Annotated in this window: 19 protein-coding genes; 13 read left to right on the top strand and 6 right to left on the bottom strand. The window is 39.4% G+C overall.

Features of this window, described 5'->3' with window-relative positions; all coding sequences use genetic code 11:
* Window positions 1-686: hypothetical protein (locus tag ACT29I_RS19755; RefSeq protein WP_444794192.1), on the bottom strand; the 686-nt coding region annotated here is incomplete at its 3' end.
* 118 nt (window positions 687-804) lie between these two features.
* On the opposite strand from ACT29I_RS19755, the gene ACT29I_RS19750 reads away from it, so the two are divergent.
* Window positions 805-1,875, top strand: a complete 1,071-nt coding sequence (locus ACT29I_RS19750; protein WP_430932835.1) for a cupin domain-containing protein — start codon at window positions 805-807, stop codon at window positions 1,873-1,875.
* Between the two features lie 51 nt (window positions 1,876-1,926).
* Here ACT29I_RS19750 and ACT29I_RS19745 read toward each other — a convergent pair whose 3' ends face one another.
* Window positions 1,927-2,346 (bottom strand): OsmC family protein, encoded by a 420-nt coding sequence (locus ACT29I_RS19745; protein ID WP_430932836.1) that lies wholly within the window; start codon window positions 2,344-2,346, stop codon window positions 1,927-1,929.
* A gap of 300 nt (window positions 2,347-2,646) precedes the next feature.
* On the opposite strand from ACT29I_RS19745, the gene ACT29I_RS19740 reads away from it, so the two are divergent.
* Window positions 2,647-3,354 carry a Crp/Fnr family transcriptional regulator gene (locus tag ACT29I_RS19740; protein WP_430932837.1) on the top strand — a complete coding sequence of 236 codons (708 nt, stop codon included), beginning with the start codon at window positions 2,647-2,649 and terminating at the stop codon, window positions 3,352-3,354.
* Window positions 3,355-3,414: 60 nt separating this feature from the next.
* Here ACT29I_RS19740 and larC read toward each other — a convergent pair whose 3' ends face one another.
* Both larC and rluF read right to left on the bottom strand, forming a co-directional pair.
* Entirely contained in the window at window positions 3,415-4,221 is an 807-nt protein-coding gene (gene larC, locus ACT29I_RS19735; RefSeq protein WP_444794191.1) for a nickel insertion protein, read from the bottom strand.
* A gap of 317 nt (window positions 4,222-4,538) precedes the next feature.
* Window positions 4,539-5,270 carry a 23S rRNA pseudouridine(2604) synthase RluF gene (gene rluF, locus ACT29I_RS19730; RefSeq protein WP_430932839.1) on the bottom strand — a complete coding sequence of 244 codons (732 nt, stop codon included), beginning with the start codon at window positions 5,268-5,270 and terminating at the stop codon, window positions 4,539-4,541.
* A 393-nt stretch (window positions 5,271-5,663) separates the two neighbouring features.
* On the opposite strand from rluF, the gene ACT29I_RS19725 reads away from it, so the two are divergent.
* The 7 genes from ACT29I_RS19725 (at window position 5,664) to ACT29I_RS19695 (ending at window position 13,325) form a co-directional block, all read left to right on the top strand.
* Complete coding sequence (locus tag ACT29I_RS19725; RefSeq protein ID WP_430932840.1) at window positions 5,664-5,990, top strand: TraR/DksA family transcriptional regulator; 327 nt, start codon at window positions 5,664-5,666, stop codon at window positions 5,988-5,990.
* 139 nt (window positions 5,991-6,129) lie between these two features.
* Window positions 6,130-7,437: an acetyl-CoA hydrolase/transferase family protein gene (locus ACT29I_RS19720; protein WP_430932841.1), complete on the top strand. Its 1,308-nt coding sequence runs from the start codon at window positions 6,130-6,132 to the stop codon at window positions 7,435-7,437.
* 591 nt (window positions 7,438-8,028) lie between these two features.
* Window positions 8,029-8,748: a DUF6261 family protein gene (locus ACT29I_RS19715; RefSeq protein WP_430932842.1), complete on the top strand. Its 720-nt coding sequence runs from the start codon at window positions 8,029-8,031 to the stop codon at window positions 8,746-8,748.
* A gap of 122 nt (window positions 8,749-8,870) precedes the next feature.
* Window positions 8,871-10,412 carry a YifB family Mg chelatase-like AAA ATPase gene (locus tag ACT29I_RS19710; RefSeq protein ID WP_444794190.1) on the top strand — a complete coding sequence of 514 codons (1,542 nt, stop codon included), beginning with the start codon at window positions 8,871-8,873 and terminating at the stop codon, window positions 10,410-10,412.
* Window positions 10,413-10,553: 141 nt separating this feature from the next.
* Complete coding sequence (locus ACT29I_RS19705; protein ID WP_430932844.1) at window positions 10,554-11,240, top strand: inorganic pyrophosphatase; 687 nt, start codon at window positions 10,554-10,556, stop codon at window positions 11,238-11,240.
* A 222-nt stretch (window positions 11,241-11,462) separates the two neighbouring features.
* The gene (locus ACT29I_RS19700; protein WP_430932845.1) at window positions 11,463-11,936 is read left to right on the top strand and encodes an aminoacyl-tRNA deacylase; all 474 of its coding nucleotides are present in this window, start codon (window positions 11,463-11,465) and stop codon (window positions 11,934-11,936) included.
* A gap of 531 nt (window positions 11,937-12,467) precedes the next feature.
* Window positions 12,468-13,325 (top strand): LytR/AlgR family response regulator transcription factor, encoded by an 858-nt coding sequence (locus ACT29I_RS19695; protein WP_430932846.1) that lies wholly within the window; start codon window positions 12,468-12,470, stop codon window positions 13,323-13,325.
* Here the strand turns inward: ACT29I_RS19695 and ACT29I_RS19690 are convergent.
* On the bottom strand, window positions 13,322-13,759 hold the full coding sequence (locus ACT29I_RS19690) for a DUF4395 domain-containing protein (protein ID WP_444794189.1): 438 nt from the start codon (window positions 13,757-13,759) through the stop codon (window positions 13,322-13,324). The genes ACT29I_RS19695 and ACT29I_RS19690 overlap by 4 nt on opposite strands.
* Window positions 13,760-13,928: 169 nt before the next feature.
* Between ACT29I_RS19690 and ACT29I_RS19685 the strand changes: the two genes are divergently transcribed.
* The 4 genes from ACT29I_RS19685 to ACT29I_RS19670 are packed head-to-tail and all read left to right on the top strand — an operon-like array spanning window position 13,929 to window position 16,824.
* Window positions 13,929-14,351, top strand: a complete 423-nt coding sequence (locus tag ACT29I_RS19685) for a Fur family transcriptional regulator (protein ID WP_430932848.1) — start codon at window positions 13,929-13,931, stop codon at window positions 14,349-14,351.
* 4 nt (window positions 14,352-14,355) lie between these two features.
* Window positions 14,356-15,240, top strand: a complete 885-nt coding sequence (locus ACT29I_RS19680; RefSeq protein ID WP_444794188.1) for a metal ABC transporter solute-binding protein, Zn/Mn family — start codon at window positions 14,356-14,358, stop codon at window positions 15,238-15,240.
* A gap of 2 nt (window positions 15,241-15,242) precedes the next feature.
* Window positions 15,243-15,983, top strand: a complete 741-nt coding sequence (locus ACT29I_RS19675; protein ID WP_430932850.1) for a metal ABC transporter ATP-binding protein — start codon at window positions 15,243-15,245, stop codon at window positions 15,981-15,983.
* A gap of 10 nt (window positions 15,984-15,993) precedes the next feature.
* A complete protein-coding gene (locus ACT29I_RS19670; protein ID WP_430932851.1) occupies window positions 15,994-16,824 on the top strand; it encodes a metal ABC transporter permease in 831 nt (276 codons plus the stop codon).
* On the opposite strand, the gene ACT29I_RS19665 is transcribed toward ACT29I_RS19670, so the two are convergent.
* Window positions 16,805-17,476, bottom strand: a complete 672-nt coding sequence (locus ACT29I_RS19665) for a 2-C-methyl-D-erythritol 4-phosphate cytidylyltransferase (protein ID WP_430932852.1) — start codon at window positions 17,474-17,476, stop codon at window positions 16,805-16,807. The two genes, ACT29I_RS19670 and ACT29I_RS19665, sit on opposite strands and share 20 nt — an antisense overlap.
* Window positions 17,477-17,492: the final 16 nt, after the last annotated feature.

Genomic DNA, 17,492 nt, shown 5'->3' with positions numbered 1-17,492 from the left:
ATTACAATTCCAGGTCCCCCGGTAATTTCGCTATTAAATCCTCTTTTTTCAATATCCTTCAGTACCGCTTGTTGATATGGCGCATTATTTATTCCAATATTAAATCCAATTGCTCCATTTTGCAATCCATACTTATATCCAAGTTTAAACTCATAAAACAAATTTGCTCCTCTAATTTTTATTGTTTCCGAATTTTGAGTTTGCCTGTCCTGTAATTTCAGTATACCAGGTGTCCATAAGCTACCTATCTCAAAAGAAGAGGACAGGTGGCCTTCTCCTTCTTGATGTATGTTTCGGATGTTATAATTCATACGACTATACAACAAATGATCGGCTCCTGATTGATATTGATAATTATAGTTGTTATCCGAACGGTTTAAATCTTCTAGCGAAGAGGCACATAGTTTATAACCAGCATCAAAATCCAGTTTACCAAAAGGTTTATATTTATAATAAACCCCCAGTATTAAAACGCCAAAATAATTTTTATCCTCCTCATTTTCGTAAAGATCATCGTCATCTGAATTAAATGCAGATTCAAGTGCAATTTTTATCAGGTTAGCGGGATCAATGCCCGCATTAACCCCAAAATAATGTTTTTGAGGTTTATTTTCCTGCGAAAAAAGCACATGGTTAGAAAGGAAAAAAAGGACAGTGGCACACAAAAACACCTTTTTCGTAATCATCAAAAATTCAGTTTAGTTTGGTTCTATTTCTTAATCAATAATTAAATCGGTTGCGAATTAGCAAAAAACAGACCATTGATTTTAATTATTATCTACTTTTGTGTAAAAGAATAGAACGATGCTCAATGTTTTAATTGTATATGCAGTAGAAGAAGAACGGGTACATGTAGATATGCCCCATTGTAAATTCCATTATTGCCGCACAGGAGTGGGAAAAGTGAATGCGGCAATAGCCGTTGAGAGAGGCATTGCCATACATAATCCCGATGTGGTAATAAATATTGGAACTGCCGGAACCGTAAATTACAAAATAGGTTCGGTACACTTATGCAAGAGATTTGTGGATAGGGATATGGAGAAATTAAGCCATTTTGGAGTTTCTTTTGAAGAAGATTTTACCGATGAGGTGGAAAAATGCGGCTTTTTTAATAGTTGGCTATTCGACAGTGTTTGTAATACCGGTGATACCTTTCTTACTTCTGCCGATGGCACGGGGGATATTTTCGATATGGAATCGTTTGCTGTTGCCCGTGTTTGCAGAATGCACAACCTCCCGTTTGTAGGTGTCAAATGTGTTACCGACGTTATTGGACAAAACTCCATAAAACACTGGGAAGAAAAATTGGCAGAAGCCCAAGCTATCCTCCAAAATTTCGTTGACAACAACCATCTATCAGTCTCGGAATATCACATAAGCAATGAGGCGCAACAACATATCGACCATTTAAAATTGGAAAGACATCCGGAAGGCGGATGGTTTAAAGAGGTTTACCGCTCAAGCATGGTCATACCTAATAATGGGTTAAATGATAGTTTTGAGGGGGATAGAAATGCGCTGACCTCCATCTATTACCTCTTGGCCAACGAGCAGTATTCAGCCTTTCATCGTATAAAATCACCTGAAACATGGTATTTTCACCAGGGAATGCCTTTGATCATCCATACGATAAACAATAATGGGCATTACAAGCATATTGAATTATCTGACCATATGAATGGCAGACTTCAATATACCGTGGAGCCCGGGGCTTGGTTTGCCGCAGAAATAAAAGAAGGCTACGGATATTCTCTCGTTAGTTGTGCTGTCGCCCCAGGTTTTGACTTTGCCGATTTTGAAATGGGCGAAGCGAACACATTGCAAGCTAAATTTCCAAATCACAAAAAGATAGTGGAAAGGCTTTCCAAATAATGACGCCTGACCTTTTTCAAAGTTTCACGCTTTGTACGAGGAATTAAACCATCAATCCTCGTTTACTTTTATCTCAAAGGTAACCGGGATAGCCATTTTGTATAAAGCCGAAACACCACAATATTGTTCTTCTGAAAGCTGAACGGCCCTTTCTAACTTATCCATAGGTAAGTCAGCACCTTTAAATTTAAAAATAACCTTCATCGTGTCATAATACTTGGGGTGCTCTTCCCTCATATTAGCTTCCACCATAATCTTTAAACCATCATATCGCACTCTCATCTTCTTTAGAATAGATACCACATCCATCCCTGTACAACCTGCCAGGGCCAACAGCATCAAAGGTTTGGGACGTGGCCCGGAGTCATTCCCTCCGTTTTCTTCGCCTGCATCAATTTTAATAGTGTGACCATTTACTTCAGACTGGAAGGTCATGTTTTCTATCCACTCAAGATCAATTGTAGTTTTCATCTCATTATCATTTAAATTTCACTTGCATTCCATGGAACTCGCTACGGTATGATTCTTTATATAAGAAACACTTTTAAAGCTTGTTTCATAGCTATATATTTAGATACGTGATTTTCAATAAATATACATCATTATTTATATATTTGTAGATAAATAAGCAAAATAACTGCACAAAATAAGAAATTGCTTTAACAAAAGTCTAAATAATAAAATTTAATGTATTCAACATTATAATAAAACATTAGCTTTATCGTGAATTAACATTATTTTTGCAGTCTGAAAAAAATTAAAACTTAAGGAATGAAGAATATTCAAAGTGTTCCATACAACGAGCCTGTGGATCTTCGTGCTTTTGATATATTTAAAGGATTATCTGAAGAAGAGGTTGAAAAGGTAAATCAATCGATGAGCAGTACCATCCATAAAAGGGGAAGTACTATTTACCATGAAGGCAGTAGAATTAACGGCACATTTTTAGTCGTTGATGGGATATTAAAGATCTTTAAAACTGGTTTTGACGGTAAGGAACAGATAATTCGATTTGCCAAAGGCGGAGACCTAATCGGATTTAGATCGGTGATTAGTGATGAGTTGGCCTGTAGCACGACAAAAGTGATTCAAGACACCATTCTTTGTTATTTCCCGGGAGAGGTATTGGCTTCTTTGTTAAAGTCCAATCCAAACTTCTCCATGTCGTTAATGAAACTAACCTGCAAAGAGCTTGGTGAGTCTAACAAATTTCTGACCGACATCGCGCAGAAAACAGTACGGGAAAGATTGGCCGAGGTGTTGTTGTTATTAATGGACACTTTTGAACTGGACCAGGACCACACCTTACAAATTTCACTAACCCGCGAAGAGTTAGCCAATATGGTAGGTACAGCTACAGAATCGGTTATCAGGTTGCTATCGGAATTTAAATCCGACAAATTGATTGAGCTTAACGGTAGAAAAATTAAGCTGCTTAACATTCCCAAGTTGATCAAGATAGGGAATGTTTACGTGTAGTATCTGCTGAAAATATACAAATGGCTGCCCCATAGAGCAGCCATTTTTTTCGTTCGTTTCTTATTTTCTAAGATATACTTTCAATGGGGGAATCTCCAAATCCTTACCTCCCCTCGAAGTTCCTTCAAAAACAACTCCTTTTGCGATTTCATCAGATATTAATTTACTGCCAAGTGCCGCTAATATTGCCGAACCCGTCGGGGTACAAAGTTCAATATCCACAGGCCCCATTGTATTGGCAATTTTGTATTTGTCCATAATTATCTTTGTGGCAGGTGCCGGAACCGCCATTTCTCCGTGCGAGAATTTAATCCTTCCCCCTCCTAACGAAACAGGCTTCACAATATCTGCCTCCACGGGTGCGCTTAACAACTGTAATCCTATAGCCGCTCCAATAATATCAATCAATATATCCTGAGCTTCATGTAACCACGCTTCCTCTTCGTGTTCGTGATGGTGATGATGGTGACCGGGGTGATCATGATGGTGGTCATGACTATGCCCATGGTGATGGTCTGTTAAAAAAGTATTTTCGGCATGAGCTTGTTTCTCAGCGGCAATAAGAACTTCAAGTACCTTTAATGCAAAATGGCAATACTCACCTTCAATCTTTAAATCCTCGCACAATTCTTTCAAAAGCAACCTGGCTTTTGAAGCCGCCAGGTGGCCATGATTATGGTTGATATCCATGATCAACCTGGTTGCATTGTCGTGAGTTTTTACGGTATTTATAGTTGATCTACCTATTTTATTTGCAGCAGTCAACATAGCTTCCACCATTTTCTGTTCATCCGCACCCGCTGAAATCAGCACAGCGGCAAACATATCGCCTGCCATTCCGCCAGTAGGATCTAATATTAATTTCATAGTTATAATTTTAATTGCAGTGAATATACAAATTTTGAAAACTACCGCTGCATTGAACACTTAATAACCTTATTATCCGATCTTATAATACCGACCTCCATATTTTTTTATTCACAAACAACCCTTAATCTCGCCGGCTCAAGTGCCATCAACCTCATTTTGCTCCGTTATGTTTGCTGTTTGTGTGGCGGTTTGTCATTGTAGATTATAATACTCAAAACTCGCCGATCATTACTCTCAGCCCTTTACGCTACGTCACTGGTTGTTGACCGCTGATTGTTTACTATTGACCTGTGACAAATTCGCTTTTGACTGATCTAGTCATGTGTCTTGGCCGATTCCGAAACTAGCCGGTTAATTTCATTGAGCTCCTTTTTACTCAAATACCGCCATTTACCAACAGGAGTATCTAATTTCACGTTCATTATCCTAACACGTTTGAGCTTTTTCACTTCGTAACCCAAATATTCGCTCATCCTTCTGATTTGGCGGTTAAGCCCCTGTGTTAGTACAATCCTAAACTCAAACTTCCCGGTCCGTTCCACAACACAGCTGCGAGTAACGGTATCCAAAATAGGAACACCGCTGCTCATCTTTCGCACAAAATCATCTGTAACAGGCTTGTCGACTTTAACGATATATTCTTTCTCATGATTATTTCGTGCCCGCAAAATTTTATTGACTATATCGCCATCGTTGGTAAGAAAAATCAAACCTTCACTTGGTTTGTCCAATCTACCAATTGGGAAAATCCGTTTCGGATAATGGATGTAATCGATAATATTATTTTTCTCCACACGTGTATCCGTAGTGCAAACAATACCCACAGGTTTATTAAATGCAATATAAACAAACTTGTCTTTAGGCTCCGAAATCAGTTTACCCTTAACCCTCACCTCATCGCCATCGCACACTTTCGTTCCCATCTCGGGCACTTTGCCGTTAATGGTTACTTTTCGGGCCTCGATCAACTTATCCGCCTCACGTCGCGAACAATACCCAACTTCGCTTAAATACTTGTTTATCCTTGTAGGCTCTTTCTTCGCCATGTTTTATTCGCTTGTGTAATTTGTAGACCACACAAAAGTAATACTATTTTGAATATCTGCTTTCCATATATGCCATACATGGGGAAATCGACATTAAAAGATAAATATCGCCAAAACGGAATTGTTGCCTATATAAAACTTGGTCCGCAAATCTGTCATCCGCAGGGTGATGACAAAGCACAGCTTGTCAAACGCTGGCCGAGAGCGTCACGAGTTGACATCGATAAAATTTTATTGCATAATATCTTACTTAGTAAAACTATACCCCGAGAGTGAAAAACAAAAGCCCTAATACCATGCCCGTGCATTTGACAGATTCAATAGTTTTTACAACCTTGTAGGTTTACGAATCATTATCAATATGTTCCAAACCATTGTTAAATTGCTATGAATATGGATAAACAAGAGATAAAACAACTTATCTTAAAACAAATATCTATTGTTGAGCGAAAGGTTGAATCGTTAAAAGAACTTACCCAAGCTGTTGCTCCCGATGACGCTATAGGTCGCATTAGCAGAATGGACGCCATTAACAACAAAAGCGTGAATGACGCTGCATTGCGTCAAACCGAGTCCAAACTAAAAAACCTGCAGTACGCGTTGGACCATATCAACGACCCTGATTTTGGAATTTGCACCGATTGCAAAGGAGCCATTCAAACCGGCCGGCTGGTATTAATGCCCGAAAGCAGAAAATGCATCAAATGTGCGCAAAAATAATATGGTCATTGGCATGTTGTCCATTAACTGTTTTAATATGTTGTAGAATACATTTTTCAACCCCGACATTTTGAGCAAATTGTTATAGTTTTGCAGCTCGACAATCGAATTAAAGAAAAATATCTCTAAATAATATAAAATGCAGTATAAAAGTGTAAGTGCAGAAGAAGCTGTAAAAGTAATTAAAACGGGAGACAGGGTCCATTTAAGCAGTGTGGCCGTAACACCCCACAAACTTATTAAGGCCATGGTTGAGCGTGGCCGCAAAAAGGAGTTTTACGACGTAAAAATCCAGCACATCCACATCGAAAACAAAGTAGACTTCGCCGATCCTGAGTTCGAAGGAGTTTTCGTTTCGGAGCAGTTTTTTGTAGGCGGAAACTTGCGTAAACAAACACAAGCAGGGTATGCCGACTACATCCCGGCTTTCCTGAGCGAGACGCAAAAACTAATCCGTGAAGGATATTTAAAAGTTAACGTAGCCATGGTGATGGTTTCTAAACCGGACAAGCATGGATTTGTTTCTTTAGGAACATCGGTAGATGCCACAAAAGCAGCTATAGAATGTGCCGATGTAGTTATTGCCTTGGTGAACCCTAACGTTCCACGTGCATGGGGCGACGCTATTTTCCACACGAACGAAATCGATTACTTTGTAGAAGACGACAGCCCGCTTTACACGCACGACATGGGTACACTTACCGATACTGATATCGCCATTGGTAAAAACGTAGCTGAACTTATCGAGGATGGCGCATGTCTTCAGATGGGTATCGGTGGTATTCCAAACGCAGTATTGGCTCAATTAGAAAATCACAAAGATTTAGGTGTACACACAGAGATGTTTGCTGACGGAATCCTTCCTTTGGTTGAAAAAGGAGTTGTAAACGGTAAGCGCAAGCAAATCGATCCAGGTAAAATGGTGGCTTCTTTCTTGATGGGTTCTCAGAAACTGTACGATTTTATCGACGACAACCCAATGGTTGCCATGATGGACGTTAAGCACACCAACAGCGTAAACGTTATCCGCCAGAACGATAAGGTAACCGCTATCAATTCCGCTTTGGCTATCGACATCACCGGTCAGGTTTGTGCCGACTCAATCGGAACAACACACTACTCGGGCGTAGGTGGACAAATCGACTTTATACGGGGAGCGGGCTACTCAAAAGGCGGTTTGCCAATCATTGCAATGCCATCGGTAACTGCAAAAGGATTGTCAAAAATCTCACCTATCTTGTTACCCGGTTCAGGTGTGGTTACCACTCGCGCCAACATGCACTGGTTTGTAACCGAGCACGGAGCTGTTAACCTATACGGAAAAACAATGCAGGAAAGAGCTAAGCTAATTATTTCCGTTGCGCACCCCGATCACCAGGAAGAACTAGACAAAGCTGCTTTCGATCGTTTTGGGCCACACTTCCATTACGTAAACAAGAATATCTAAGCTGACTTATTTGCCTTTTTTAATGGAGGCGAATATTAAAAGCTGGTCATCCCGACTAAGTTGAACTCAATTTCGTTTACAAATTTGATGATGAAACTTAATCTCGGTCGGAGTCGCAAAAAACTCCCGGAATTTTCCGGATTGTATATTCAAACGCTATTATATTTCAAGGGCCGTTCAATTGTGAACGGCTTTTTTATTGGCAACTAATTCATATCCATTATATTAAATTACACTCCATTGCGCCGGGTCTCAATTTTAACATAAATAAGCAATCCCGTAAAATTACCTTGGGCGTTCCCCTCCACAATCCAATCCTTCCTAAACATATGTAATCGGGACAGGCTTTCTGCTATTACTCAACGCCCTTTCCTTGTCCTTCTTTAAAGATCAAAATTTTTCGTGAATAAATCCTTATAATCACCCGTTAAATTTTGGCGTGGGGTAGCCGCGCCAATCCTTAACGCAACACTCCAACGCATGCATCATCCAGAGGCGTTATGTTAAAATAAAAGTAAGTACATACAAAATTTTACTTGACAATATCTCAATTTTTCGTATATTAATAAAGCCAAAACAACACAATTTATTATGACTATTGAAAATCCTTACTTTTATAAGTATCAGGCCAACGATTACTTAAAATTCAGCAAACGTCTGTTTCCTATCCTGGAACAGCTCGACGTGGAAAAACTGGGGTTAGCAAAGCCCATGTCAACGGCTCAAAAAGCTTTCTACAAACTTCAGGACAACATCCTGTCAAAAAAACATGCGGCCTGCAATTCGGGATTAGTGAATTCCGATGCAATCCGGAGCGACGCAATAGCAGGTATTAAAAACTATTTATTAGCATGCCAGAAAAAAATAAATCCCGAATGGAAAGTCAATGCACGATTATTAATCGAAGCTGTTAGAAAATACAATTGGCATTTAGAATTGGAAAGCAATGATCAAAAAACAATAAAAATCAGAAGTTTGTTAAAAGACATTCAGAATTTACCGCAATTAAGCGAGGCCGTCAAAACACTCAATATGAAGAAATGGATCGATGAATTATCCGAAGCTCAAAACAAATTCGAGGTCGCTTTACGAAACAGCATTGAGGACATTCCGTCGAATGAAAACTGTTCCTGTACCGAAATCAGAAATTCCTTTGAACTCATATTCAAATTTATCGATCTTATGCAACTGATCCAACCCAACCCGGTATATTCCAGTGTCATTCACGATATCAACGCAGTAATATACGAATTTAACAGCGAAGTGCGTTCCAGAAAAACAAGTGACAATATACATGAAGCCATGTGGTAAGGAAATATGCATCAGCAATAATTGAACAGATAGCAAACACCCGGCTTTAACAAAACCGGGTGTTTCTTTTTTAAAATAGTTTATGTAAATTGAGTTGAAATTTCTAATCCTAACAATTTACTATGCTAGTAAAAACATTTGGAGCAGCCGTAAGCGGAATAGATGCAGTAACCATTACCATTGAAGTCAATTTTTCGCAAGGGATCAAATTTTTTATGGTAGGATTACCCGATAGCGCTGTCAAAGAAAGCGAACAACGCATGCAGGCGGCCCTTAATGTATCCCACAACTATAAATGGCCCGGAAAAAAAATCGTCATCAATATGGCTCCGGCCGATATCCGCAAAGAAGGTTCGGCCTACGACCTGCCTTTGACCATGGGAATCCTGGCTGCCTCCAAACAAATATCCTCCGATAATTTATCACATTACATCATGATGGGGGAACTCTCCCTGGACGGAAGTCTTCAGCCTGTGAAAGGAGCATTACCCATTGCTGTCAGGGCCAAGGAAGAAGGGTTCAAAGGATTGATTCTACCCGTTCAAAACGCCAGAGAAGCGGCTGTGGTGAAAGGCCTAGAAGTTTATGGTGCCGCTAACATTACCGAGGTGGGTTCATTTTTAAACGGCGACATTGATATAGAACCAACCCAGGTAGATACAGAAAAAGAATTTTACGACCAACTGCTCCACGACGATATTGATTTTTTGGATGTTAAAGGACAGGAATCGGTCAAGCGCGCCTTGGAAATAGCCGCCGCCGGCGGGCACAACCTGCTGATGATTGGCCCGCCGGGTGCGGGAAAATCAATGATTGCGAAACGTCTTCCATCCATATTACCGCCATTAACGCTTGACGAAGCATTAGAAACAACCAAAATACATTCCGTTGCCGGGAAAATACAAAATAACACTGCCCTGCTGACACAGCGACCCTTTAGGAGCCCCCACCACACTATTAGCGATGTTGCCCTTGTTGGCGGTGGCAGTTTCCCCCAACCCGGAGAAATATCCCTGGCACATCATGGGGTGCTTTTCTTAGACGAACTTCCTGAATTTAAACGAACCGTCCTGGAAGTAATGCGCCAACCTTTGGAAGATAGGATTATCAGTATCTCCAGGGCCAGGTTTAGTGTGGATTATCCAGCAAGTTTTATGCTTATCTCCAGCATGAACCCGTGTCCATGCGGTTACTATAATCACCCCGAAAAAAAATGTGTTTGCAGCCCAGGTGTCGTTCAGCGGTATCTGAGCCGAATTTCCGGGCCACTCCTGGACCGCATCGATCTGCAAATAGAAGTGGTACCCGTTCCATTTAAGGAGCTGAGCACGGCAGTTTCATCAGAAAAAAGCAGCGATATCAGGAATAGGGTGATCAAAGCACGTAAGATTCAGGGTGAGCGGTACAAAGATTTCGGGAAAGTATTTTGCAACGCGCAAATGACCACAAAGCTACAGCGCAAATATGCTACGCCCACAGCGGATGGTATGGAAATCTTAAAAAATGCCATGGAAAAACTGGATTTGTCAGCCAGGGCGTACGACAGAATCCTAAAAGTAGGCCGCACCATTGCCGATTTGGATGGGCAAGAACAGGTACAAGCCGACCATATTTCAGAAGCCGTGCAATACCGAAATTTAGATAAAGCAGGCTGGGTGGGGTAAACAAATTAACGGTTTATCAGTTAAAATGGTAGATATCCATTTAATTTACGATTAAAATTCATGAATTGTGCTGTAGATGTTGATTACTTACCTATTTTTGCAGCCACCTTTAAAACCTGAATAATAACATACATTTATAATATGGCAGATGAGTTTACAACCAACAGCTTGATGGACCCTATTGGTCGGTTAATGGGATTGCGATACAAATCGCATCCATGGCACGGCATAAACATAGGTGCAGAAGCGCCTGAAATAGTAACTACCTTTATTGAAGTTGTTCCTACCGATACCATCAAATACGAAATTGACAAGGAAACCGGCTATTTAAAAATCGATCGCCCTCAGAAGTATTCCAACGTGGTTCCCGCTCTATACGGTTTTATTCCTCAAACATTTTGCGGGCCAAGAATCGGAAAGTTTTGTGCAGAGAAATCCGGCAGGGACGAAATACAGGGAGATGGTGATCCATTGGATATTTGTGTCCTAACCGAAAAGGAAGTGCCTCATGGGGATATTATTGCCCATGTAAGGCCAATCGGAGGTTTCAGAATGATTGACGGCAACCAGGCCGACGATAAAATTATTGCCGTACTTAAGGGCGATATCGTATACGGTAACATGAAAGATATCACCGAACTACCCGAATTGGTTGTTAACCGTCTTAAACATTACTTTTTAACATACAAGGACATGCCAGGCTTAGATGCAGATTGTGAGATAACCCACATCTATAATGCGGAAGAAGCTAAAGAAGTCATTAAATTATCCGCTCTTGATTACGATTCAAGGTTCGATAACTTAAGGAACGCTCTTTCAAAATACTAACAGCACAACATCTTATTCTTTAAGCATGTGCTTTACAGGGATGTGCTTAAAGATGTTCTTCCATTTCCAAATTGTTTTTGCTGCCATTAGGATCAACCACCTCTTCCCCCATTAAACATGCAGGTTTTTTTCAGCCAATAAAATTACCTCGGCTCTTTACTTTGTTTTAATAATTCCTTATCTTATATACCACTGAAAAATTGAAAAAAGGAGGAAATTATTATGCCACTATCACGACTGGAATCATTTTTAAGAAATGCGGATGTTTCTTTTAATAAAATTGTTCATCACAAAACGTATACAGCCCAACGAACAGCGGCCGATGCGCACATTTCAGGCAAGGAAATTGCCAAAACAGTTATCATGAAACTGGATGGTCAAATGTGCATGGTTGTGTTACCCGGCGATATGCAAATCGATTTTAACCTGTTAAAAGAAGCAACCGGGGCTAAAGAAATTCGGTTGGCCACCGAAATAGAGTTCAAGGATCTTTTCGAGAATTGCGAAGTGGGTGCTATGCCGCCGTTTGGTAATTTGTACGATATGCCTGTTTATGTTGCCGAATCATTGTCCAAAGATGTTTTCATAGCCTTTAATGCCGGCTCTCACAGCCTTTTGATACAAATGAAGTATGCTGATTTTGAGAGACTGGTTCAGCCAACCATCATGAAAATAGCCTATCATACCAGCTATTGAAAAACTGCCCATAGTAGTGCTGTTAACTCTTTAGTTCTGGTTTGCTCATAAATTGTCGTATTTAAGTAAATAATGTCCATCTCTGTTAGGTGGGCATTTTTTATGTGAAATCCCTAGCTCGGGCAAGTCAAAAGAGACAAAATATGAATTGTAAGGTGCTAAAATTAAAAAAGCTGTTCCAACGTTTTGGTAACAGCTCTTTTGCACTAGCAAAATCGAAAAGGGTAAAAAATAGTAGTTATTTTTTAAATATCATTCTCATCATGTCCCGGTTATATCCAAAAAAATACAACCGTTCAACAAAAACCAACCAAGTATGTTTGCCTGATTGCGATACAAACCAACAAAACTTGGAAGCATTCTACAAATAAATGGTACAATACCCACTCAATCGGGCTTAAAATGGATATTAAGGGGTGAAAAACGCATATACGGGATGAAAAACGTATAACCGGAAGCGTGATAATTTTTTAATTAAATTAAACATGATATTATTTCAAGATTTTGATTTTATAAGTACTTTCGTGAGAAATGGATTTAAACCAAAAAATACCGGCTTATTTAATATCAAAAAAGAATATTGTCAGATTAATTCTTTTTACCGCAGGTTTTGCCCTGTTGTTTATCAATCTATATTCCCCCTTTGATGTTAGGAATTGGTTTGGGCTTCAATTAAAGTCCCAGGAGCTCCTGTTTTATTCGAGCTTGATCATCCTAACCGGTGTACTGGTGGCAGTAATTTCCCGGGTGATCCTTTATCAATACAATAAAAAAGAAATACGAACCAAGCTTTGGGCATTTCTCTTGGTTATTGGGCTAGAAGTTATTTCCATGTCGTTGTTTTACACAATTTACGAATCGGCATTTATTAAAAACGACAATCGGAGTTTCATTGAGGTTTTTAATGCTTCGCTGCAAAATACGGCCCTGGTACTTTTGTTGCCCTATGCGGTATTATGGCTATATTTTTCCTGGCAAGATAAGAACCATAAGATAAAAGAGCTTACGGAATCGGAAGAATCGCCTATGGTTGATAAAAAAAGAATGGTTCCCTTTAAGGATGAAAAAGGAACCATGCGCATTTCGTTGATACTGGACGATATTCTTTATCTAAAAAGCACGGACAATTACGTATCAATATACTATAAAGGCAAAACCACTGTCTCAAAATTCTTGCTTCGCAACACGATAAAAAATTTGGAAAATCAAATAAAGGACCTACCGATTACACGTTGCCATCGATCCTACATGGTAAACTTCGAAAAGATTAAGCTTGTCCGCAGAGACAGAGACAAACACGTGCTTGAAATGGATACAGACCCGCCGATAGAGGTACCTCTTTCGAAAACATATATGAACGAAATTTTCCAGTTATTTGGCAATTATTAACGGATATAAGGCTTTACAAACCAGCTAAATACAATGCAGCCCACACAAAAATTAGCCACACATTCCAATGTGGCAAACACTATTAGCAAAATTGCCAAAGAATTGGACACCATTTGAAAGCCTGCCAAATTCAGCACCAATATTAAAACGGTAAAAACAAGCCCCAAACGGGCAGCGAACACTTTCGGCGCTTTGTCAGTTTTTCTTCCGTTATTCAAGTAACTAGTATTCACTACCCTGGCAATGCCGGCCAACAAACTATATTTCCCGTTTCCAAAGGCTCTTACATAAAAATCAACCACTAATAAAGTGGGGATCACCCACAATCCACTTATTACATATAATATAGATAGGATTACGACAAAAAATCCGATAACCCTTGGGATATTTTCGTCAATACGCTCTGTTGACAAAGGACATACAATATTTTTCATATCTTTTTATTCTTTCTATTTAGGGAATAAACCCGTAACAAAACGGAATGTTCTGCCTTAACTACATATTTTTCCTATCTTTTTTATATTTAATATATCAAATGCAACAGTGTTGCATTTGATATATTATTATTATATTTGCCATACAGATCAACCATTATATCAGTCAATGAATACTACGGATATACTAAAACAAAAAGGACTTAAAATAACGCAACAAAGACTTGAATTGCTTGAGGCATTGGGGGAGGCCAGTCATCCTTTAAACCAAAAGGATATTGAAAATGCTCTTTCCGAACAAACAGACAGAGTTACCCTTTATCGGAATCTCAAATCGCTTGTTGGCAACGAAATCATACATAAAATTGAGGTGAACGGTTCGGTAACATCGTATAGTATTAACCGGAAAATTTTTAACGAAGAATATAATGCCGAACACCTACACTTTCATTGCAATATATGCAACCGGGTAACATGTATGCCGCAATGTGAGATTGCGAAATACGATTTACCAGCTGGTTTTATTCAACAAAGCAGTAAACTGATTGTTAATGGCATCTGCAACCTTTGCAACCTTAAAAACCAAAAGTAAATATATGAAATACTATTCAAGAACAATTGTTAATGCTGCGGTTATTACACTCATCATTATTTGTATAGCCAGCTGCCAATCAAAACCAATCTCTAAAAATAACATTAGTGTAAGTATCTTACCTCAAAAATATTTAGTGGAGCAATTGTTGGGAGACTCTACTCCTGTTAATGTAATGATACCCAAAGGAGCAAGTCCTGCGACCTATTCCCCCAGTCCGTCACAAATTAAAAACCTAAGCCAGTCGTTGCTATATTTAAAAATAGGGCATATAGGTTTTGAGCAAGCATGGACCAAAAGAATTGCCGAAATAAACCCGGATTTAAAAATAGAAGATACCTCAAAGGGTATTGCATTAATCAGGGACGAGGATCACGTGCACGGCGATCACATCCATAAAGGAGGCATAGATCCACATATCTGGACATCGCCAAAAACAATGATGATAGTATTAAAAAATACCGAGGAAGCATTATCAAAGGCTTTTCCTCATAAAAAAGAGCTTATTATTAGCAATAGCAAAAAACTAAAAAGGCAGATAAGTGATTTAGACAATACCTTTTTCCAGACCTGCGATTCTTTTAAAAACAGTAAGTTTTATATCTTTCATCCTGCCTACACCTATTTGGCGCGGGATTATGGCCTGGAGCAAATCTCAGTTGAACACAAAGGCAAGGAACCGAGTGCGCAGTGGATAAAAAAACTAATAGATGATGGAAGGGAGCAGAACATCAAGGCCATCTTTGTTCAAGAGGAATTCGACAAACGGAATGCGGAGGTTATTTCATCTGAGCTTAACATTCCAATAATTCAGGTCAATCCGCTATCCGAAGATTGGTTTGTTGAAATGAACCACCTTTTAAGCAAGTTAGAAAAAACACTTCGATAAACATGGAACCATTAATAAGCCTCCGGGATATCTATGCGGGATATGCGCCGAATAAACCTGTACTTAAAAAGGTGAATTTCGAGGTGAAACCTCATGATTTCATCGGCATCATCGGCCCTAATGGAGGGGGCAAATCAACCCTTCTAAAAGTTATATTGGGAATTCTGGAACCTTTTTCGGGTAAGCTGACCTACCATTTAAAATCCACGGCCGATATCGGTTACCTGCCTCAGATCAATTCAATAGACAAATTTTTTCCGATTAAGGTGGTTGATGTGGTATTATCAGGATTAATGGGAAAAAAAGGTTTATTCAAGCGATATACTAAAAATGAGAAAAACAAAGCTTTGGATTTGTTGCGTTTTGTAAATCTACAAGACCATGCGCACAATGCCATTGGCAAGCTGTCTGGCGGTCAAATGCAACGCATCTACCTATGCAGAGCAATTATCAACAACCCGCAGGTTCTGATACTTGACGAACCCAATAATTTTGTGGACAAACATTTTGAGGGTGAATTGTACGAACTGCTTCAGGAACTCAACAAAAAAATGGCCATTTTATTGGTATCGCATGATATTGGAACCATATCTTCGTTTATCAAAACCATTGCTTGTGTTAACGAAGAGCTGCATTATCACAATTCCAATAAAATAAGCGACCAAGTATTGCAAACGTACAATTGCCCTATTGAGTTAATCACCCATGGCAAGGTACCACACCGGGTATTACACAATCACTAATATCAAACCAATGCAAGACATCATTAACATATTTCAATATTCCTTTTTTATCAATGCACTGATCGCAGGTTTCTTAACCAGCATACTAGCCGGTATTGCCGGTACCTATATTGTTTCGAGAAAAATAGTTTTTATCAGTGGTGGAATTACACACGCATCCTTTGGTGGTATTGGCCTGGCCTACTTTTTAGGGCTCAACCCTTTTTTAGGCGCTGCCGTTTTTGCGGTATTATCCGCGCTGGGCATAGAATGGACTACTTCCAAGGCCAACATAAGGGAAGACAGTGCCATTGCCATTCTTTGGTCGCTGGGCATGGCCATCGGTATTATCTTTGTTTTTTTAACCCCGGGTTATGCTCCTAACTTAATGAGTTTCCTATTCGGTAACATCCTAACCGTAACCCAAACGGATATATATCAGATGTTCGGTTTAGCAATAATTATTAGCGCTTGTATGGCCATTTTCTATCGGCCTATTCTTTACACCGCTTTTGACCCGGAGTATGCCAAAACAACCGGTTTAAATATCAAGTTGATAAAGTATGCAACTGCTGCCATAATTGCATTAACTATTGTATTTAGCATTAGAATTGCCGGTATAATACTTGTATTATCATTATTTACCATCCCTCAAGCTATTGCCGGCATATTCACCCACGATTTCAAAACAATGATATATTATTCTATCGGCTTTGGTTTTTTGGGTATTATGGCGGGACTAATCGGCTCTTATTACTTTAACCTTCCTTCAGGCGCTATCATTATCTTTACCTTAATATTGATTTGGGCTTTATTAAAAAGTCTATTAAAAACCATCAACCTCATAAAATCACATTCCTAAGCGCCTCTCCTATTACCAGGTCGATAGGTGTTGTTATTTTTATATTCTCCCGATTTCCCGCTGTTAACTCTATATCGTTTCCTGCACTTTCGAACACGCTTGCATCATCGGTAAAGAACTCCCGATAAGGCAAACGATATGCCTCTTTAAGTTTTGAAAGAACAAACACTTGCGGTGTCTGGACCATTTTGTAAAGCTCCCGATGAACTGATTTACTCCCGAAATTCCCGACTTCTCTGATAGATTCAATCACATCAGTTACAGGAATGGCACTTCCCAGCTTTTCAGCGGTGTTATAACAATTATCCAACGTTTCTCTCGAAACCAGAGGTCGAACACCATCATGAACCCCCACCAAACAATCATCTGTTAATTTTTCTAATCCATTCTTTACACTATCAAACCGGGTTTTTCCACCAAAAGCAATTTGTAATCCTATTTGAAAACTATATTGCTCACAAAGCTCATCCCATAAACTAATTTGATGCTTTGGTAACACCAATACAATTTTCATTTGCTTATCATAGGCAGCAAATCGTTCTATCGTATGCATCAATATCGGTTTACCGCACCACCTGATAAATTGCTTAGGCAGTTCGCTTTTCATCCGGGAGCCGCTTCCCCCGGCCACTACAATTACAGCTTTATTCATATCGCAAAAATAACAA

The organism is Saccharicrinis sp. GN24d3, assembly GCF_052400645.1.
In the GTDB taxonomy this organism is placed as follows: Bacteria; Bacteroidota; Bacteroidia; order Bacteroidales; family Marinilabiliaceae; genus Saccharicrinis.
Note: the sequence above shows the minus strand (reverse complement) of the source record. Positions and strands in the feature narration are given on the sequence as shown.